We start from the raw sequence: 16,213 nt of genomic DNA on the forward strand, positions 1-16,213 counted from the left end.
GGCTTGCTCGCGAAGACGGTGTGTCAGAACACATAGCTGTGACTGACACACAGTCCTCGCGAGCAAGCCCGCTCCCACAGGGGAATTTCACATGGCGACTTAGTGCGCCTGGCCGTGCCACGGCACCAATTTGCGCTGCAGGGAGCGCAGGCCCATTTCCATGGCGAAGGCGATCAGGGCAATCACCAGAATCCCCAGCACCACCACATCGGTGACCAGGAACTGCGCGGCCGACTGCACCATGAAACCCAAACCGCTGGTGGCAGCGATCAGCTCGGCAGCGACCAACGTTGACCAGCCAACACCCAGACCAATGCGCACACCGGTAAGAATGTCCGGCAGGGCGCTGGGCAAAATCACGTGGCGGATCAGCTGTGCGCGAGTGGCACCGAGCGATTGCGCCGCACGCAGTTTCGCCGGGTCAACGGTGCGCACGCCGGTCGCGGTAGCAATGGCAATCGGCGCGAAAATCGCCAAGTAGATCAGCAGAACTTTCGACAACTCACCAATGCCACACCAGATCACGATCAGCGGCAGATACGCCAGCGGTGGAATCGGCCGGTAGAACTCGATCAGCGGATCGAGCACGCCACGGGCGATGCGGTTGGCGCCGATGGCAATGCCCACCGGCACTGCGGTCAGAATCGCGAAGCCGAGGCCCAGGCCGATCCGGCTCAGGCTCGCGCCCAAGTGCTGCCACAGGGTCGAATCCATGTAGCCGCTGGTCGCCAGCAACCAGCCTTTTTGCAGCACGGCTGATGGTGGCGGCAGGAACAGCGGTTCGATCAAGCCCGTGGCGGTCACTGCCCACCAGATCACCAGCAAGGCAAACAAGGTCAGCAGACTGATCCAGCGCGTGCTGAGGCTGCGCCGCACGGGAATCGCCACCGATGGGGTTTTTACTGCCGGGGCGGAAACGTCGTAACTGCTCATGCGCGCTCCTGCCGTTGAACGGCGCTGCGTTGCGAGAACACTTTGCTCAGCACGTGCTCGCGGGTTTCGATAAAACGCGGGTCGGACTTGATCGCCCGCGCCGACTCGCCGGCGGCGTAACGCTGGCCGAAGTCCAGGTGCAGACGTTCGACGATCTGCCCCGGATTCGGTGCCAGCAGAATCAGGTCAGTGGCGAGGAACACCGCTTCCTCGATGTCGTGGGTAATCAGGAACACCGGTTTGGCGGTGCGCTGCCAGACTTGCAGCAACAGCTCCTGCATCTGTTCGCGGGTGAACGCGTCGAGGGCGCCGAAGGGTTCGTCCATCAGCAACACGCGCGGATCGGCGGCGAGCGCTCGAGCGAGGCCGACGCGCTGTTTCTGGCCGCCGGAGAGTTGCCAGATGCGGCGACTTTCGAAGCCCGAGAGATCAACCAGCGCGAGCATTTCCCGGGCGATCTTTTCGCGCTTGTCCCTGGTCACACCGGCCAGTTCCAGACCGAAGGCAACGTTCGCCAGCACGTCTTGCCACGGCAGCAGGGCGTCGTCCTGAAATACCACGCCACGTTCGGCGCTCGGGCCGTTGACCGGCACGCCGTCGAGGGTGATGCGCCCGGCGCTGGGTTCGACGAAGCCGGCAATCAGGTTCAACAGCGAGGTCTTGCCACTGCCGGACGGGCCGAGCGCAACCAGCAATTGCTGAGGCCCGAGGGTCAGGGAAATGTCCGCCAGCACCGGCTCGGGGCTGCCCGGGTACTGTGCGCTGATGCGCTCCAGCTGTAGCAAGGCCATCGCGGTCACTCCCGATCAGTTAGTGATGTATTTGGCGCTGACGTACGGCGCGTAGTCCGGCAGCACGGCTTCGACCTTGCCCTGCTCCTTGAGGAACGCAGCGGTGTCGGTGATGGCCTTGGTGGTCGGCGCGCCGAGGCTGAGCACTTGATCAGCCGCCAACGGGTAGACGTTGCCTTGCAGCAGCAAAGGAATGTCGCTGGCCTTGGCCCCGGAGAGCTTCACCAGTTTGTCGACATTGCTCTGATTGGCCAGCCAGGCTTTGGGATCCTTGCGGTAATCGGCGTAGGCGTCGAGGGTGACCTTGGCGAACGCGGTAACGATTTCCGGGTGCTTCTCGGCGAAGTCCTTGCGCACGATCCACGCATCGAACGTCGGCGCGCCGAACTTGGCCAGTTCGCCGGAGGTGATCAGCACCTTGCCGTTTTCCTTGGCCACGCCAAGCGCCGGATCCCACACGTAGGTGGCGTCGATGTCACCGCGTTTCCACGCGGCGATGATCGCCGGCGGGGCGAGGTTGAGCACGGTGACTTTCGACGGATCGATGTTCCAGTGCTTCAGCGCCGCGAGCAGGCTGTAGTGACCGGTGGAGACGAACGGCACGGCGATTTTCTTGCCAACCAGATCCTGTGGCGTGTTGATCCCGGAGCCGTCACGCGCGACCAGTGCTTCGGCGGCGCCGATCTGCGTAGCGATGAGGAAGGTTTCCACCGGCACCTTGCGGGTGATCGCTGCGGTCAGCGGGCTGGAACCGAGGTAACCGATCTGCACGTCACCGGAGGCGATGGCGGCGATGATGTCGGCGCCGTTATCGAACTTGCGCCAGCTGATGTCGGTCTTGGTGCCTTTTTCGTAAGCGCCGTCAGCTTGGGCGACTTTCGCCGGGTCAACGGTGGTCTGGTAAGCGACCGTGAGGTCGGCGGCCTGCGCCAGAAAGCTTGCGGCCGCCAGCGAAGCCACGGCCAGCAGGCGAAGCGGGAAATTCAGTTTCATGGGGGAGTGCTCCAAATCAGGCGACCGGTGATCGGCGTGAAAGGAGACTAAATGATCTAAGAAACTAAAAATAAATAACTTTTTAGACTTAGCTTATGAGCGGAAAAATCTAAGGGAAGGGGGTGTTTCGGCTTTTTCATTCGACGTGAGATCTTTCCCCCTCACCCCAGCCCTCTCCCCCAAGGGGGCGAGGGGAAAGGGAGCCGATCGTGGGCTTTTCAAATCCGGAGTTCGACTCGGTATTTCATGTCGGCGTACCTCGAACTGACAACACGGTCAGTCCCCTCTCCCAAGGGGACCAGGGTGCCGATCTCTGTGCTTTTCAGGGCCTGAGTTCGACTCGGTATTTCACGTCGGCGTACCTCGAACTGACAACACGGTCAGTCCCCTCTCCCTCCGGGAGAGGGTTAGGGTGAGGGGCTTCTCAGTTGCTGATCGCCAGAATACTCGCCTGATACGAACCGACAAACACGTCGAAATCACCGACTTCGTTCTGCTCCAGCTCCGCCTGTTGCGCCAGCGACGAACGCGCCAGCTCTTCAAACTTCGCCTGCTCATCCGCCGCCAACGGCTCGCTGCGGAAAAACTCGGCATGCGCCTGGCTTTGGCGCAGGGAGAACTGCGCGAAGCTTTCCTTGTGCTCGGCCATCGCGGCCAGCACCTGCGCCGATGGGGTCAGGGACGGGTCGCTGACCTTGGCCAGTTGCGCGTCCAGCGCCTTGCTGTGCGCGTCGCCGCCATGGCTCTGATCGAGCAGGGCGGCCAGCGGTGCGATGTTTTCCAGCAACTCGGTCGCCCATTGCTTGAGTTCGACCGGCTGACCGTCGCGCTGCAATTGCAGGCCCGGACGGCGACCTTCCTTGACCACGCTGAGGAAATTCGAAGTGGCGTTGCCGCACGAGGTATTGGTCAGCAGCGGGCTGTCGTTCAGCGCGCAGTACAGCAGGAATGCGTCGAGGAAGCGCGACTCGGTGAGGTCGATGCCCATCGGCAGGAACGGGTTGATGTCCAGGCAACGTACTTCAACGTACTGGATGCCCCGGGCCATCAGCGCCTGGATCGGCCGTTCGCCAGTGTAGGTCACGCGCTTCGGACGGATGTTGGAGTAGTACTCGTTTTCGATCTGCAGGATGTTGGTGTTGAGCTGAACCCATTCGCCATCCTGATGCGTGCCGACTTCAACGTAAGGCTGGTACGGCGTGGCCACGGCTTTGCGCAGGCTGTCGGTGTAGCTCGCCAGATCGTTGTAGCAAGGCGTCAGACCGGCCTGGGCGTTGCTCTGATAACCGAGGTCGCTCATGCGCAGGCTGGTGGCGTACGGCAGGTACAGGGTGTCCGGGTCCAGCTGTTCGAGCTGGTGCGAACGGCCGCGCAGGAAACCTGCGTCGAGTGCCGGCGAAGCACCGAACAGGTACATCAGCAGCCAGCTGTAGCGGCGGAAATTACGGATCAGCGCGATGTACGACGTCGACTGGAAGTCGCGGTCGGTACCGACGAAACCTTCGGCTTCGCGCAGCAGCGGCCAGAGTTTTTCCGGCAGGGAAAAGTTGTAGTGAATCCCGGCGATGCACTGCATGGTCTTGCCGTAGCGCAGGGCCAGCCCCTTGCGATAGACATACTTGAGCTGACCGATGTTGGAGGTGCCGTAATAGGCGATCGGGATGTCTTCCTCGGCCGGCAACGGGCACGGCATCGATGGACTCCACAGGTACTCGTTGCCGAGCTTGCTGTAGGCAAAGCGATGAATCTTGTCCAGGCTCGCCAGGGTGTCGGCGGGGTCGGGCAGGGCGGGCGTGATGAATTCCAGCAGCGACTCGGAATAGTCGGTGGTGATCTGTTCATTGGTCAGCGCGGAACCCAAGGCTTCCGGGTGCGGCGTTTGCGCCAGTCGACCGTCGCTGGTCACGCGCAGGCATTCACGTTCGATACCGTGGAGGCACTGTTCGAGCAGAGAGAGGTGGGCGCGCTCGCCGAGCAGAGCCAGGCGGCGGTTGAGTAGTTCGCTCAATTTGGATTCCTTCACGCGTCAGTCGCCCCAATATGGGGGTGGGCAGGACGGTCTACAAGGGTGAAGTTGAAACTGGCGTTTTCGCCTGGTTTTTTGGGCTCACAAAGCCCCTTTCGAACCGCCGACTTCAATCCCTGAATCTGGCAGATGCAGGCGAAGATTATGCGTTCCGTGTGGGAGCGGGCTTGCTCGCGAAGAGGGCGTATCAGTCAACATCAAGTTGCCTGATACACCGCCTTCGCGAGCAAGCCCGCTCCCACAGAAAAGCTCGACGCTGCGATCACAGCGCCGAAATTAACTCAAATTGATGACCAGTAGCTACAGGACAGCGAACGTGCCTTGCGCTTTTGCGACCAGTTTGTCGCCCTGCATCACCTCGGCTTCGACCACCAGTGTGCGGCGGCCCGGGTGGATTACCCGGGCGGTGCATATTACTTCGCCGTCGGAAACGGCGCGGATATAGTTGATCTTGCACTCGATGGTCGCGCTCTGCTGATCGAAACCGTGGGTGCTGGAACAGGCCAGCCCCATGGCGATGTCGACCAGGCTGAACAGCGCGCCACCGTGCAACTTGCCGCCGCGGTTGCGCAGTTCGGGTTCCAGCACCAGGGCGACTTGCGCCACCCCGGTTTCCAGGCTGTGCAGGCGGCAGCCCAGCAGCTTGAAAAACGCGCTCTCGACGAGCCCGGCCGGAATTTCCATCAGCGTTTCTTCAACTGCTTGGCGTTGGCAAACAGCGAGGCCATGGCGTTGTTCGCCGGGGCGGCGGTCGCCGTTTCCTTGCGCGGCGCGTTGCCCGAAGACTGGCGTGGCGCCGAGCCCGGACGCGAGCCACGGGCACCGTCGATCTTCTCGCCCGGGGTGTCGCTCATGCGCATCGACAGACCCACGCGTTTGCGCGGGATATCGACTTCCATGACCTTCACCTTCACCACGTCACCGGCCTTCACCGCTTCGCGCGGATCCTTGATGAACTTCTCCGACAGCGCCGAGATGTGCACCAGGCCATCCTGATGCACGCCGATGTCGACGAACGCGCCGAACGCGGTCACGTTGGTCACCACGCCTTCGAGGATCATCCCCAGTTGCAGGTCCTTCAGGTCTTCGACGCCTTCCTGAAACTCGGCGGTCTTGAACTCCGGACGCGGGTCGCGACCGGGTTTTTCCAGTTCCTGCAGGATGTCGGTGACGGTGGGCAGACCGAAAGTCTCATCGGTGAATTTCTTCGGGTCCAGACGCTTGAGGAACGCGGCGTCGCCAATCAGCGAGCGGATGTCGCGGTCGGTTTCAGCGGCAATGCGCTGCACCAGCGGATAGGCTTCCGGGTGCACCGCCGAAGAGTCCAGCGGGTTGTCGCCGTTCATCACGCGCAGGAAACCGGCGGCCTGTTCGAAGGTTTTTTCGCCCAGACGCGCGACTTTCTTCAGCGCTGCACGGGTCTTGAACGCACCGTGTTCGTCGCGATGGGCGACGATATTTTGCGCCAGGGTCGCGTTGAGGCCGGAAATCCGCGCCAGCAATGCCACCGAAGCGGTGTTCACATCGACGCCCACGGCGTTCACGCAATCCTCGACCACCGCATCCAGCCCGCGCGCCAGTTTCAGCTGCGAGACGTCGTGCTGGTACTGGCCGACGCCAATGGATTTCGGATCGATCTTCACCAGCTCTGCCAATGGGTCCTGCAGGCGACGGGCAATCGATACCGCGCCACGGATCGACACGTCGAGATCGGGGAATTCCTTGGCTGCCAGTTCCGACGCCGAGTACACCGATGCGCCGGCCTCGGAGACCATGACTTTGGTCATCTTCATTGCCGGGTATTTCTTGATCAGCTCGATCGCCAGTTTGTCGGTTTCGCGGCTGGCGGTGCCGTTGCCGATGGCGATCAGGTCAACCGAGTGCTTGGCGCACAGCGCGGCCAGAATGGCGATGGTCTGATCCCATTTGTTGTGCGGCACATGCGGGTAAACCGTGGTGTGATCGAGCAGTTTGCCGGTGGCGTCGACCACCGCGACCTTGCAGCCAGTACGCAGGCCCGGGTCGAGGCCCAAGGTGGCGCGCGGGCCGGCCGGGGCGGCCAGCAGCAGGTCGTGCAGGTTGTGGGCGAAGACGTTGATCGCTTCGGCTTCGGCGCCGTCGCGCAGCTCGCCCAGCAGGTCGGTTTCCAGGTGGGTGTAGAGCTTGACCTTCCAGGTCCAGCGCACCACTTCGCCAAGCCATTTGTCGGCCGGACGGTTCTGATTCTGGATGCCGAATTGCTGACCGATCATGCCTTCGCACGGGTGCATGGTGCCCGGCAGTTCGTCGCCGACTTTCAGCGCTGAACTGAGGATGCCTTCGTTGCGGCCACGGAAAATCGCCAGCGCGCGGTGCGACGGCATGCTTTTCAGCGGTTCGTCGTGTTCGAAGTAGTCGCGGAACTTGGCGCCTTCTTCTTCCTTGCCGGCGATGACACGGGCGCTGATGGTGGCTTCCTGCTTGAGGAAGTTACGCAGCTTTTCCAGCAGGCTGGCGTCTTCGGCGAAGCGCTCCATCAGAATGTACTTGGCGCCTTCGAGCGCGGCTTTCACATCGGCCACGCCTTTTTCGGCGTCGACGAAACGCGCGGCTTCGGCTTCCGGGCTCAGATTCGGGTCGTTGAACAGGCCGTCGGCCAGCTCGCCGAGGCCGGCTTCCAGGGCGATCTGGCCCTTGGTGCGGCGCTTCTGCTTGTACGGCAGGTACAAGTCTTCGAGGCGAGTCTTGGTGTCGGCAAGCTTGATGTCGCGCTCAAGGGCCGGGGTGAGTTTGCCTTGCTCTTCAATGCTGGCGAGGATGCTGATACGCCGTTCGTCGAGTTCTCGCAGGTAGCGCAGGCGCTCTTCCAGATGACGCAACTGAGTGTCATCGAGGCTGCCGGTGACTTCTTTGCGGTAACGGGCGATGAAGGGAACGGTAGAGCCTTCATCGAGTAGCGCGACGGCCGCTTCGACCTGTTGCGGGCGTACGCCGAGTTCCTCGGCGATGCGGCTGTTGATGCTGTCCATAAAAACCACCTGACATAGTGTGAAAGCAGGCTCGCAGGCACGGAAACAGAGGCCCGGAGTCTGGTTGAGCGGCTAGAAAATTGCCGCTGCCTGGGTCAAAAAGGCACCCCATTGACCCGTGAAATCGAACAATTACTGCGCAGGCCGGGTAAATAGGGCGGCCACCTGCGGTAACGATTCAGACGTTGCCTGGCACAAAACGCCGCGCATTATAACCAGCGTTCTGTCATTCGGGGGTGTAGCAGTCTGTAGGCATAAACCCCGGTTTTCTGGCAGTGAAGGAAAAATCTGCTAACAATGCACACGGTGCGTATAACGGCAGCTACGCCATAATGCGCGCCGAGCTAAAAGGAGCATCCAATGAGCAGCACTGTAAATAATGCTGAAGGCGAAAAAATTCTTATTGTTGACGACGATCCGGGGCTGAGCAGCCTGCTGGAACGTTTTTTCGTCAGCAAGGGCTACCGTGCCCGCACCGTACCGAACACCGAGCAGATGGATCGTCTGCTGTCGCGTGAAGTGTTCAACCTGGTTGTCCTCGACCTGATGCTGCCGGGCGAAGATGGCCTGACCGCGTGCCGTCGCTTGCGGGCCGCGAACAATCAGATTCCGATCATCATGCTCACCGCCAAGGGCGATGAGATGAGCCGCATCAAGGGCCTGGAACTGGGCGCCGACGACTATCTGGCCAAACCGTTCAACCCGGACGAGTTGATGGCCCGGGTCAAGGCCGTCCTGCGACGTCAGGCCGCGCCGGTGCCGGGCGCGCCAGGCAGTGAAGACGAGAACGTTACCTTCGGTGATTACGTGTTGTCGCTGGCGACCCGTGAACTGAAACGTGGCGACGAAGTGCACATGCTCACCACCGGTGAGTTCGCGGTACTCAAGGCACTGGTGATGAACGCGCGTCAGCCGCTGACCCGCGACAAACTGATGAACCTGGCCCGTGGCCGCGAATGGGATGCGCTGGAGCGTTCCATCGACGTGCAGATTTCCCGTCTGCGCCGGATGATCGAGCCCGATCCGTCGAAGCCGCGCTATATCCAGACCGTCTGGGGCGTGGGCTACGTGTTTGTACCGGATGGTGCCGCCACCAAGTGATCGGTGATTTGTAGGAGCGGGTCTGCAGGGTGGTCCGATGGCTATGCCCACAGACTCGCAATCCGCAATATGCGAGCATGGCTCGCTCCTGCAAGTGTGTAGCGGTTATAGATGAAAACGCCCGTCTGGTTCCCCCAAAGTTTTTTCTCCCGCACCCTCTGGCTGGTGCTTATTGTCGTGCTGTTTTCCAAGGCGCTGACCCTGGTTTATCTGTTGATGAACGAGGACGTGCTGGTGGATCGCCAATACAGCCACGGCGTCGCCCTGACGCTGCGCGCCTATTGGGCCGCCGATGAAGAAAACCGCGCGAAGATTGCCGATGCAGCGACCCTGATCCGGGTGGTCGGCGCCGGCGTGCCGGAAGGCGAACAGCATTGGCCATACAGTGAAATCTATCAGCGGCAGATGCAGGCGGAACTGGGCGCCGACACCGAAGTGCGTTTGCGCATGCATTCGCCGCCGGCGCTGTGGGTGCGCGCGCCGAGTCTCGGGGATGGCTGGCTGAAAGTCCCGCTGTACCCGCATCCGCTGCGCGGACAGAAAATCTGGAACGTACTCGGCTGGTTCCTCGCCATCGGGTTGTTGTCGACGGCCTCGGCGTGGATTTTCGTCAGTCAGCTCAACCAGCCGTTGAAACGCCTGGTTTTTGCCGCGCGGCAACTCGGTCAGGGCCGCAGCGTGCGCCTGCCAATCAGCGACACACCGAGCGAAATGACCGAGGTTTACCGCGCCTTCAACCAGATGGCCGAAGACGTCGAACAGGCCGGTCGCGAGCGCGAGCTGATGCTGGCGGGGGTATCCCATGACTTGCGCACGCCGTTGACCCGCTTGCGTCTGTCGCTGGAGTTGATGGGCGATCGCAATGACCTGACCGATGACATGGTGCGCGACATCGAAGACATGGACGCGATTCTCGACCAGTTCCTCGCGTTCATTCGTGACGGTCGCGACGAGTCGGTGGAGGAGGTGGACCTGAGCGATCTGGTGCGTGAGGTGGCAGCGCCGTACAACCAGAATGAAGAAAAAGTGCGCCTGCGTCTGGAGCCGATTCAGCCGTTTCCGCTGAGGCGGGTGTCGATGAAGCGGCTGCTCAACAACCTGATCGGCAATGCCTTGAACCATGCCGGCGGCAACGTCGAGGTCGCGGCCTATGTGTCCGGCGACACCAGCGCGCCGTATGTGGTGCTGAGCGTGATGGACCGTGGTGCGGGCATTGATCCGGCGGAGCTCGAGGCGATTTTCAACCCGTTCACCCGTGGCGACCGCGCCCGGGGCGGCAAAGGTACCGGGTTGGGATTGGCGATCGTGAAGCGGATTGCTTCGATGCATGGCGGCAATGTCGAGCTGCGCAACCGCTCCGGGGGCGGACTGGAGGCGCGGGTACGGTTGCCGTTGGGGTTGATGTTGCCGCGGGATGCGGTATAGATGCAGCTACAAGCTACAAGCTACAAGCTACAAGCTACAAGCTACAAGCTACAAGCTATACGCAGTAGCCTTTACTTGTCGCTTGCAGCTGACAGCTTGAAGCTGCTTTCTAGCCCTTGCCCTTGGTGCGGGTCATGTTCGGCCCGCCATTCTTCTCAAGGTGTTCGATGATGATCCCCGCCACGTTCTTGCCGGTAGTGGTCTCGATCCCTTCCAGACCCGGCGACGAATTCACTTCCATCACCAATGGCCCGTGATTGGAACGCAGGATATCCACACCCGCGACGGCCAGGCCCATCACCTTGGCTGCGCGCAAGGCGGTCATGCGTTCTTCCGGGGTGATCTTGATCAGGCTGGCGCTGCCACCGCGATGCAGGTTGGAGCGGAACTCACCGGGTTTGGCCTGACGCTTCATCGCCGCGATCACCTTGTCGCCGACCACGAAGCAGCGGATGTCGGCACCGCCCGCCTCCTTGATGTATTCCTGGACCATGATGTTCTGCTTCAGGCCCATGAACGCCTCGATCACCGACTCCGCCGCCGTCGCCGTTTCGCACAGCACCACACCGATGCCCTGGGTGCCTTCCAGCACCTTGATCACCAGCGGCGCGCCGTTGACCATGTCGATCAGGTCTGGGATGTCGTCCGGCGAGTGAGCGAAGCCGGTCACCGGCAGGCCGATGCCGCGCCGCGACAGCAATTGCAGCGAACGCAACTTGTCTCGCGAACGGGCGATGGCCACCGATTCGTTCAGCGGAAACACCCCCATCATTTCAAACTGGCGCAACACCGCGCAGCCATAGAACGTCACCGACGCGCCGATCCGCGGGATCACTGCATCGAAGCCTTCCAGCGGTTTACCACGATAGTGGATCTGCGGCTTGTGGCTGGCGATGTTCATGTAGGCGCGCAGAGTGTCGATCACCACCATTTCATGCCCGCGTTCGGTGCCGGCTTCGACCAGACGACGGGTGGAATACAGACGCGGATTGCGCGACAGCACAGCGATCTTCATGCAACACCTGTGGAGGAGGTAGATACCGGGAACACCGGCTTGTCTTGTACATATTTGATGCCCGGATTGACCACCAGTTGGCCGTCAATCAGGGCTTTGGAGCCGAGCAACAGGCGATAGCGCATGGACTTGCGGCAGGCGAGGGTGAACTCGACCGCCCAGACCCGATCACCGAGGGCCAGCGTGGTGCTGATCACATAACGCACCTGGGCTTGGCCGTTAGAGCTTTTAATGGTTTTGCGGGTCACCAGCGGTGCTTCGCAGCGCCGATGACGCAACTGCACCACCGTGCCCAGGTGCGCGGTGAAACGCACCCACTTCTCGCCGTTGCGTTCGAATGGCTCGATGTCGGTGGCGTGCAGGCTGGAGGTGCTGGCGCCGGTGTCGATTTTCGCGCGCAGGCCGGCCACTCCCAGATCCGGGAGCGCCACCCACTCGCGCAGACCGACAACGGTCAAATGATCAAATGTCTTCAAAAAAGTGCTCAACCGTGACAACCGCTCAGCCCGCACGGGGCCGGATTCGCGGTATTCACGCAGAATAATGGTTAAAAGGCGACAGATATCTACAGCCCGAATCACCGACGCCAGCAGCAGGCGTCGGATGCTGCGTAGTGTAATCCGGGACGGCGTAATTCATGGCACGACAGAAACGGTAGTACAGTTCATCAATATTTCAGAATGAGGAAATTCCATGGCACAAAAAAGCGAAGAGGACGACAAGGTCCGTCTCGATAAGTGGTTGTGGGCGGCGCGTTTTTATAAAACCCGGGCCTTGGCCAAAGCCGCGATCGAGAGTGGCAAGGTGCATTGTCGAGGCGAGCGCTGCAAGCCTGGCAAAGAGCCACGTATTGGCGATGAGTTCGAGATTCGCACCGGCTTCGAAGTGCGCACGGTGAAGGTCGAGGTCTTGTCGATCATACGGCGCGGCGCACCCGAAGCGCAGACGTTATATTCCGAGACTGAAGCCAGTGTGGCCAAACGGGAAGCTGCTGCGGCGATGCGCAAGGCCGGCGCGCTGGGTGTGAGCACCGACGGCAAACCGAGCAAGAAGCAACGACGGGATCTGTTTAAATTTCGTGGGAACAGCAGCGACTAGGATGATTGCTTGAAGTTGTTTGTGCTGAAGCCATCGCGGGCAAGCCACGCTCCCACAGGTTTTCGGTGTCCACGATCTGTGGGTTTACTGAAGATCACTGTGGGAGCGTGGCTCGCCAGACTTGATGCGATAATCAGACGCTACGCACCACACTCATCCGCGAAACCACCGGCAACTTGCCCAGCAAACGGAAAATCGGCGCTGTGACCTTCAGCCAGAAATTCGCCGCGTGATAGGCGAACGGCGTGTAATAACCCCAGCCCAACGCCCACACCGCCAGCAGCATACCGCCGATGTAATCGTCCTGACCCCAATGCGCGCCGGCTACCAGACGCGGCAACATGAACAGCAGCGCCAGGCCCCAAATCGTGAGGAACTGACCGCGGGTGCGGCTGAACACGCCCATGAACAGCGCCCAGATCAGCAACACCGACGCGTGGTCACCGGGGAAACTCTGACTCGAGCGATCCTTCAGCTCCCAGGCCTTTTCCAGGTGCGGGAAGTAGTCACTCAGATGGACAGCGCCTTCCAGCACCATCGATGGGCTGCTGTGTTGCCAGTCCATGTGGTCGGCGAACTTGGAAAACAGTGCGCGGATGATCACCATCAGCAGCAGAATCGAGAAAAAACCGAAGAAGGCGCGACGCACGTCAATCGCCTTGAACACCCAGTCGCCCTTGATCAGCAGCGTCAGCAGGATCAGACCGACGACGATATCGAACGGACGCAGACTTGCAATTGCCCAGGTGTGGAGCCATATGGGGTTGCTGGCCAGTGGTGCATTGAGCGAGCGAAACAGCCACTCGTCGAAAATCACACACAGCATCTGGCCCGTAGGCCATAACCAGAAAGCCAGTAGTGCCAGTGGCACCACATTACACAGAACCAGCCGGCCGAGGTTCCACCTTGATTGGAACAAACCCGGATTGTTCATAAAATGCCTCCCGTGGCTGAACATGTCGCACCCCATGGGGTGCGCAGAAGCGCGGGATTTTCATCTTTTGTAACCATTTTGTCATCAATTCAGATACCCAGACCTATGACCGACCTAGCGGATACCGATTTCACCCAACGCTTCATCTTCGATGACAGCGACACTCGCGGCGAGCTGGTGGCGCTGGAACGCAGCTACGCCGAAGTTCTTGCCAAGCACCCGTACCCGGAGCCGGTCGCGCAGTTGCTGGGCGAACTGATGGCGGCCGCCTCGTTGCTGGTGGGCACTCTGAAGTTCGACGGCTTGCTGATTCTGCAGGCGCGCTCTGAAGGGCCGATTCCGATGTTGATGATCGAGTGCTCAAGCGAGCGTGAAATCCGTGGCCTGGCCCGTTATCACGCCGACCAGATCGCCCCGGATGCGACCCTCGCGGACCTGATGCCGAACGGCGTGCTTGCTCTGACGATCGACCCGAATGTAGGCCAGCGCTATCAGGGCATTGTCGACCTGGATGGGGAAAACCTTTCCGAGTGCTTCACCAACTACTTCGTCATGTCGCAACAGGTCGGGACGCGCTTCTGGTTGTACGCCGACGGCCGTCGCGCCCGTGGCATGCTCCTGCAACAACTGCCGGCCGACCGGCTGAAAGACGAAGATGAACGCGCCGCCAGCTGGCAGCACCTCACCGCATTGGCCAGCACCTTGACTGCCGATGAGTTGTTGAGCCTGGACAACGAAACCGTCCTGCACCGCCTTTACCATGAAGAGCAAGTGCGCCTGTTCGATGTGCAGAACCTGCGCTTCCGTTGCAGCTGCTCGCGGGAACGCTCGGGCAATGCGCTGGTCAGTCTGGGTCTGGAAGATGCGCAGGCGCTGGTGGTCGAACGCGGTGGGGAAATCGAGATCGATTGCCAGTTCTGCAACCAGCAGTACCTGTTCGATGCGACTGATGTTGCTCAATTGTTCGCTGGCGCAGGCGTCGACACCCCGTCAGATACCCGGCACTAAAACGGTTCAGCGCAGGTAAATTCACTGCGTAACGACGGAATTTCGCCGTTACGACGGGAGGACCCTACTCTTTTTGGGCTTTTCTGGCATAATCCGGCCCACTTTTTTCGCGGTAGTAGTGCACGACTTTCTACTACAAAACGTTTGGAGCACACTCGGCCGCTGGCCGACGGGGAACCTCATGACGCAAGCCAATAACGCCGTGTACACCGATCTGAGTGTTGATGATCTGGTAAAAGAAGCCCTGAACCGCGGTGAGGGCGAGCTTGCCGATACCGGCGCGCTGGTTGTTCGCACCGGTCACCGCACCGGTCGTTCGCCGGTTGACCGTTTCATCGTTGAAGAGCCTTCCACCCAGGCCGCTATCGCCTGGGGCCCGATCAACCGCAAGTTCCCGGCCGACAAGTTCGACGCGCTGTGGGCTCGTGTCGAGGCGTTCAACAACGCGCAAGAGCACTTTGTTTCCCACGTGCATGTAGGCGCGGCGGAAGATCACTACCTGGCCGTGAAAATGACCACCCAGACTGCCTGGCAGAACCTGTTCGGTCGTTGCCTGTTCATCAACCCGGCGCAGTACAACCCGGCCGGGCGTGAAGAGTGGCAAGTGCTCAACGTGGCCAACTTCGAGTGCGTGCCTGAGCGTGACGGCACCAACTCCGACGGTTGCGTGATCATCAACTTCGCGCAGAAGAAAGTGCTGATCGCCGGCATGCGTTACGCCGGTGAAATGAAGAAAGCCATGTTCTCCGTGCAGAACTTCCTGCTGCCGGCCGCTGACGTGCTGCCAATGCACTGCGCTGCCAACATCGGCGAAGAAGGCGACGTAACCCTGTTCTTCGGTCTGTCGGGCACCGGTAAAACCACCCTCTCGGCCGATGAAAGCCGTTACCTGATCGGTGACGACGAACACGGCTGGGGCGAAGGCGTGGTGTTCAACATCGAAGGCGGTTGCTATGCCAAGTGCATCGACTTGTCCGAGAAGAACGAGCCGGTCATCTGGAAAGCCATCAAGCACGGTGCGGTGCTGGAAAACGTGGTCATCGACGACGCCAAGCACGCCGACTACGCCGATGTCAGCCTGACCCAGAACAGCCGCGCGGCCTACCCGCTGGAGCACGTTGCCAAGCGTTCCGAGAAGAACCTGGGCGGCGAGCCAAATGCGGTGATCTTCCTGACCTGCGACCTGACCGGCGTGCTGCCGCCAGTGTCGATCCTCAACGAAGAACAAGCGGCGTACCACTTCCTGTCCGGCTACACCGCATTGGTGGGCTCGACTGAAATGGGTTCGGGCAGCGGCATCAAGTCAACCTTCTCCACCTGCTTCGGCGCACCGTTTTTCCCGCGTCCGGCTGGCGAATACGCCGAGCTGCTGATCAAGCGCATCCGCGGCTTCGGTTCCAAGGTCTACCTGGTCAACACCGGCTGGACCGGCGGTGGCTACGGCGTCGGCAAACGCTTCAACATCCCGACCACCCGTGCCGTGATCGCTGCGATCCAGAGCGGCGCGTTGATCGGTGCCGCTACCGAACACCTGGACACCATCAACCTCGACGTGCCGCTGGCCGTACCGGGCGTGGAAACCAACCTGCTCAACCCACGCAACACCTGGGCTGACAAGGCTGCGTACGACGAAGCTGCCAAGGCTCTGGCCGGTCTGTTCATCGAGAACTTCAAGAAGTTCGAAGTGAGCGATGCGATCAAGGTTGCCGGGCCTAAGTTGTAAGACTGAATTGTAGCGAATGAAAAAGCCGCCTCTTGGGGCGGCTTTTTCATTCACACTTTTTTATCGCGTTTAGTCGTGTGATAGCAATTTTGCATGTCGCAATTTGCGTGAGATATAAGACTAGTGATTTGCTGCTCGTTTCGATCGAATAGATTGTT

Annotated in this window: 14 protein-coding genes; 5 read left to right on the top strand and 9 right to left on the bottom strand. The window is 60.7% G+C overall.

What is annotated here, in order from left to right; translation table 11 throughout:
• Positions 1-99: 99 nt before the first annotated feature.
• The 6 genes from tauC to ACXR0M_RS10230 all read right to left on the bottom strand — a co-directional run bounded on the left by tauC (position 100) and on the right by ACXR0M_RS10230 (position 7,751).
• Positions 100-933, bottom strand: coding sequence for a taurine ABC transporter permease TauC (gene tauC, locus ACXR0M_RS10205; protein WP_458831788.1), 834 nt, complete (start codon positions 931-933; stop codon positions 100-102).
• Positions 930-1,724, bottom strand: coding sequence for a taurine ABC transporter ATP-binding subunit (tauB, locus tag ACXR0M_RS10210; RefSeq protein WP_458831789.1), 795 nt, complete (start codon positions 1,722-1,724; stop codon positions 930-932). The genes tauC and tauB overlap by 4 nt, the downstream gene beginning before the upstream one ends.
• A 15-nt stretch (positions 1,725-1,739) precedes the next feature.
• Complete coding sequence (gene tauA / locus ACXR0M_RS10215; RefSeq protein ID WP_458831790.1) at positions 1,740-2,717, bottom strand: taurine ABC transporter substrate-binding protein; 978 nt, start codon at positions 2,715-2,717, stop codon at positions 1,740-1,742.
• 424 nt (positions 2,718-3,141) lie between these two features.
• Positions 3,142-4,725 (bottom strand): glutamate--cysteine ligase, encoded by a 1,584-nt coding sequence (gene gshA / locus ACXR0M_RS10220; protein WP_458831791.1) that lies wholly within the window; start codon positions 4,723-4,725, stop codon positions 3,142-3,144.
• Positions 4,726-5,043: 318 nt separating this feature from the next.
• Complete coding sequence (locus ACXR0M_RS10225) at positions 5,044-5,427, bottom strand: PaaI family thioesterase (RefSeq protein ID WP_458831792.1); 384 nt, start codon at positions 5,425-5,427, stop codon at positions 5,044-5,046.
• Complete coding sequence (locus ACXR0M_RS10230; protein ID WP_458831793.1) at positions 5,427-7,751, bottom strand: Tex family protein; 2,325 nt, start codon at positions 7,749-7,751, stop codon at positions 5,427-5,429. The genes ACXR0M_RS10225 and ACXR0M_RS10230 overlap by 1 nt, the downstream gene beginning before the upstream one ends.
• Before the next feature lie 360 nt (positions 7,752-8,111).
• Here ACXR0M_RS10230 and ompR point away from each other — a divergent pair, with 360 nt between their 5' ends.
• Both ompR and ACXR0M_RS10240 read left to right on the top strand, forming a co-directional pair.
• Complete coding sequence (gene ompR, locus ACXR0M_RS10235) at positions 8,112-8,852, top strand: osmolarity response regulator transcription factor OmpR (protein WP_123470549.1); 741 nt, start codon at positions 8,112-8,114, stop codon at positions 8,850-8,852.
• A gap of 111 nt (positions 8,853-8,963) precedes the next feature.
• Positions 8,964-10,277: an ATP-binding protein gene (locus ACXR0M_RS10240; RefSeq protein WP_458831794.1), complete on the top strand. Its 1,314-nt coding sequence runs from the start codon at positions 8,964-8,966 to the stop codon at positions 10,275-10,277.
• 109 nt (positions 10,278-10,386) lie between these two features.
• Here ACXR0M_RS10240 and rimK read toward each other — a convergent pair whose 3' ends face one another.
• Together rimK and rimB are read right to left on the bottom strand one after the other, a co-directional pair.
• Positions 10,387-11,292, bottom strand: a complete 906-nt coding sequence (rimK, locus tag ACXR0M_RS10245) for a 30S ribosomal protein S6--L-glutamate ligase (RefSeq protein WP_007949201.1) — start codon at positions 11,290-11,292, stop codon at positions 10,387-10,389.
• Positions 11,289-11,768 (bottom strand): retropepsin-like aspartic endopeptidase RimB, encoded by a 480-nt coding sequence (rimB, locus tag ACXR0M_RS10250; RefSeq protein ID WP_102354676.1) that lies wholly within the window; start codon positions 11,766-11,768, stop codon positions 11,289-11,291. Before rimB ends, rimK begins: the two co-directional genes overlap by 4 nt.
• A gap of 217 nt (positions 11,769-11,985) precedes the next feature.
• Between rimB and ACXR0M_RS10255 the strand changes: the two genes are divergently transcribed.
• Entirely contained in the window at positions 11,986-12,390 is a 405-nt protein-coding gene (locus tag ACXR0M_RS10255; protein WP_458831795.1) for an RNA-binding S4 domain-containing protein, read from the top strand.
• Positions 12,391-12,523: 133 nt separating this feature from the next.
• Here ACXR0M_RS10255 and ACXR0M_RS10260 read toward each other — a convergent pair whose 3' ends face one another.
• A complete protein-coding gene (locus tag ACXR0M_RS10260; RefSeq protein WP_458831796.1) occupies positions 12,524-13,324 on the bottom strand; it encodes a phosphatase PAP2 family protein in 801 nt (266 codons plus the stop codon).
• A gap of 105 nt (positions 13,325-13,429) precedes the next feature.
• Here ACXR0M_RS10260 and hslO point away from each other — a divergent pair, with 105 nt between their 5' ends.
• Together hslO and ACXR0M_RS10270 are read left to right on the top strand one after the other, a co-directional pair.
• Complete coding sequence (hslO, locus tag ACXR0M_RS10265; RefSeq protein WP_458831797.1) at positions 13,430-14,332, top strand: Hsp33 family molecular chaperone HslO; 903 nt, start codon at positions 13,430-13,432, stop codon at positions 14,330-14,332.
• Positions 14,333-14,513: 181 nt separating this feature from the next.
• Positions 14,514-16,055 carry a phosphoenolpyruvate carboxykinase gene (locus tag ACXR0M_RS10270; RefSeq protein WP_458831798.1) on the top strand — a complete coding sequence of 514 codons (1,542 nt, stop codon included), beginning with the start codon at positions 14,514-14,516 and terminating at the stop codon, positions 16,053-16,055.
• Positions 16,056-16,213 lie beyond the last annotated feature (158 nt).

Source organism: Pseudomonas sp. Eth.TT006, from assembly GCF_054456575.1.

Excerpts from the sequence above, each read along its gene's own strand:
- ACXR0M_RS10240 (WP_458831794.1), top strand. The coding sequence starts at position 8,964 with ATGAAAACGCCCGTCTGGTTCCCCCAAAGTTTTTTCTCCCGCACCCTC.
- ACXR0M_RS10255 (WP_458831795.1), top strand. The coding sequence starts at position 11,986 with ATGGCACAAAAAAGCGAAGAGGACGACAAGGTCCGTCTCGATAAGTGG.
- ACXR0M_RS10270 (WP_458831798.1), top strand. The coding sequence starts at position 14,514 with ATGACGCAAGCCAATAACGCCGTGTACACCGATCTGAGTGTTGATGAT.
- rimK (WP_007949201.1), bottom strand. The coding sequence starts at position 11,292 with ATGAAGATCGCTGTGCTGTCGCGCAATCCGCGTCTGTATTCCACCCGT.
- ACXR0M_RS10230 (WP_458831793.1), bottom strand. The coding sequence starts at position 7,751 with ATGGACAGCATCAACAGCCGCATCGCCGAGGAACTCGGCGTACGCCCG.
- hslO (WP_458831797.1), top strand. The coding sequence starts at position 13,430 with ATGACCGACCTAGCGGATACCGATTTCACCCAACGCTTCATCTTCGAT.
- tauB (WP_458831789.1), bottom strand. The coding sequence starts at position 1,724 with ATGGCCTTGCTACAGCTGGAGCGCATCAGCGCACAGTACCCGGGCAGC.
- tauA (WP_458831790.1), bottom strand. The coding sequence starts at position 2,717 with ATGAAACTGAATTTCCCGCTTCGCCTGCTGGCCGTGGCTTCGCTGGCG.
- ACXR0M_RS10260 (WP_458831796.1), bottom strand. The coding sequence starts at position 13,324 with ATGAACAATCCGGGTTTGTTCCAATCAAGGTGGAACCTCGGCCGGCTG.
- ompR (WP_123470549.1), top strand. The coding sequence starts at position 8,112 with ATGAGCAGCACTGTAAATAATGCTGAAGGCGAAAAAATTCTTATTGTT.
- ACXR0M_RS10225 (WP_458831792.1), bottom strand. The coding sequence starts at position 5,427 with ATGGAAATTCCGGCCGGGCTCGTCGAGAGCGCGTTTTTCAAGCTGCTG.
- tauC (WP_458831788.1), bottom strand. The coding sequence starts at position 933 with ATGAGCAGTTACGACGTTTCCGCCCCGGCAGTAAAAACCCCATCGGTG.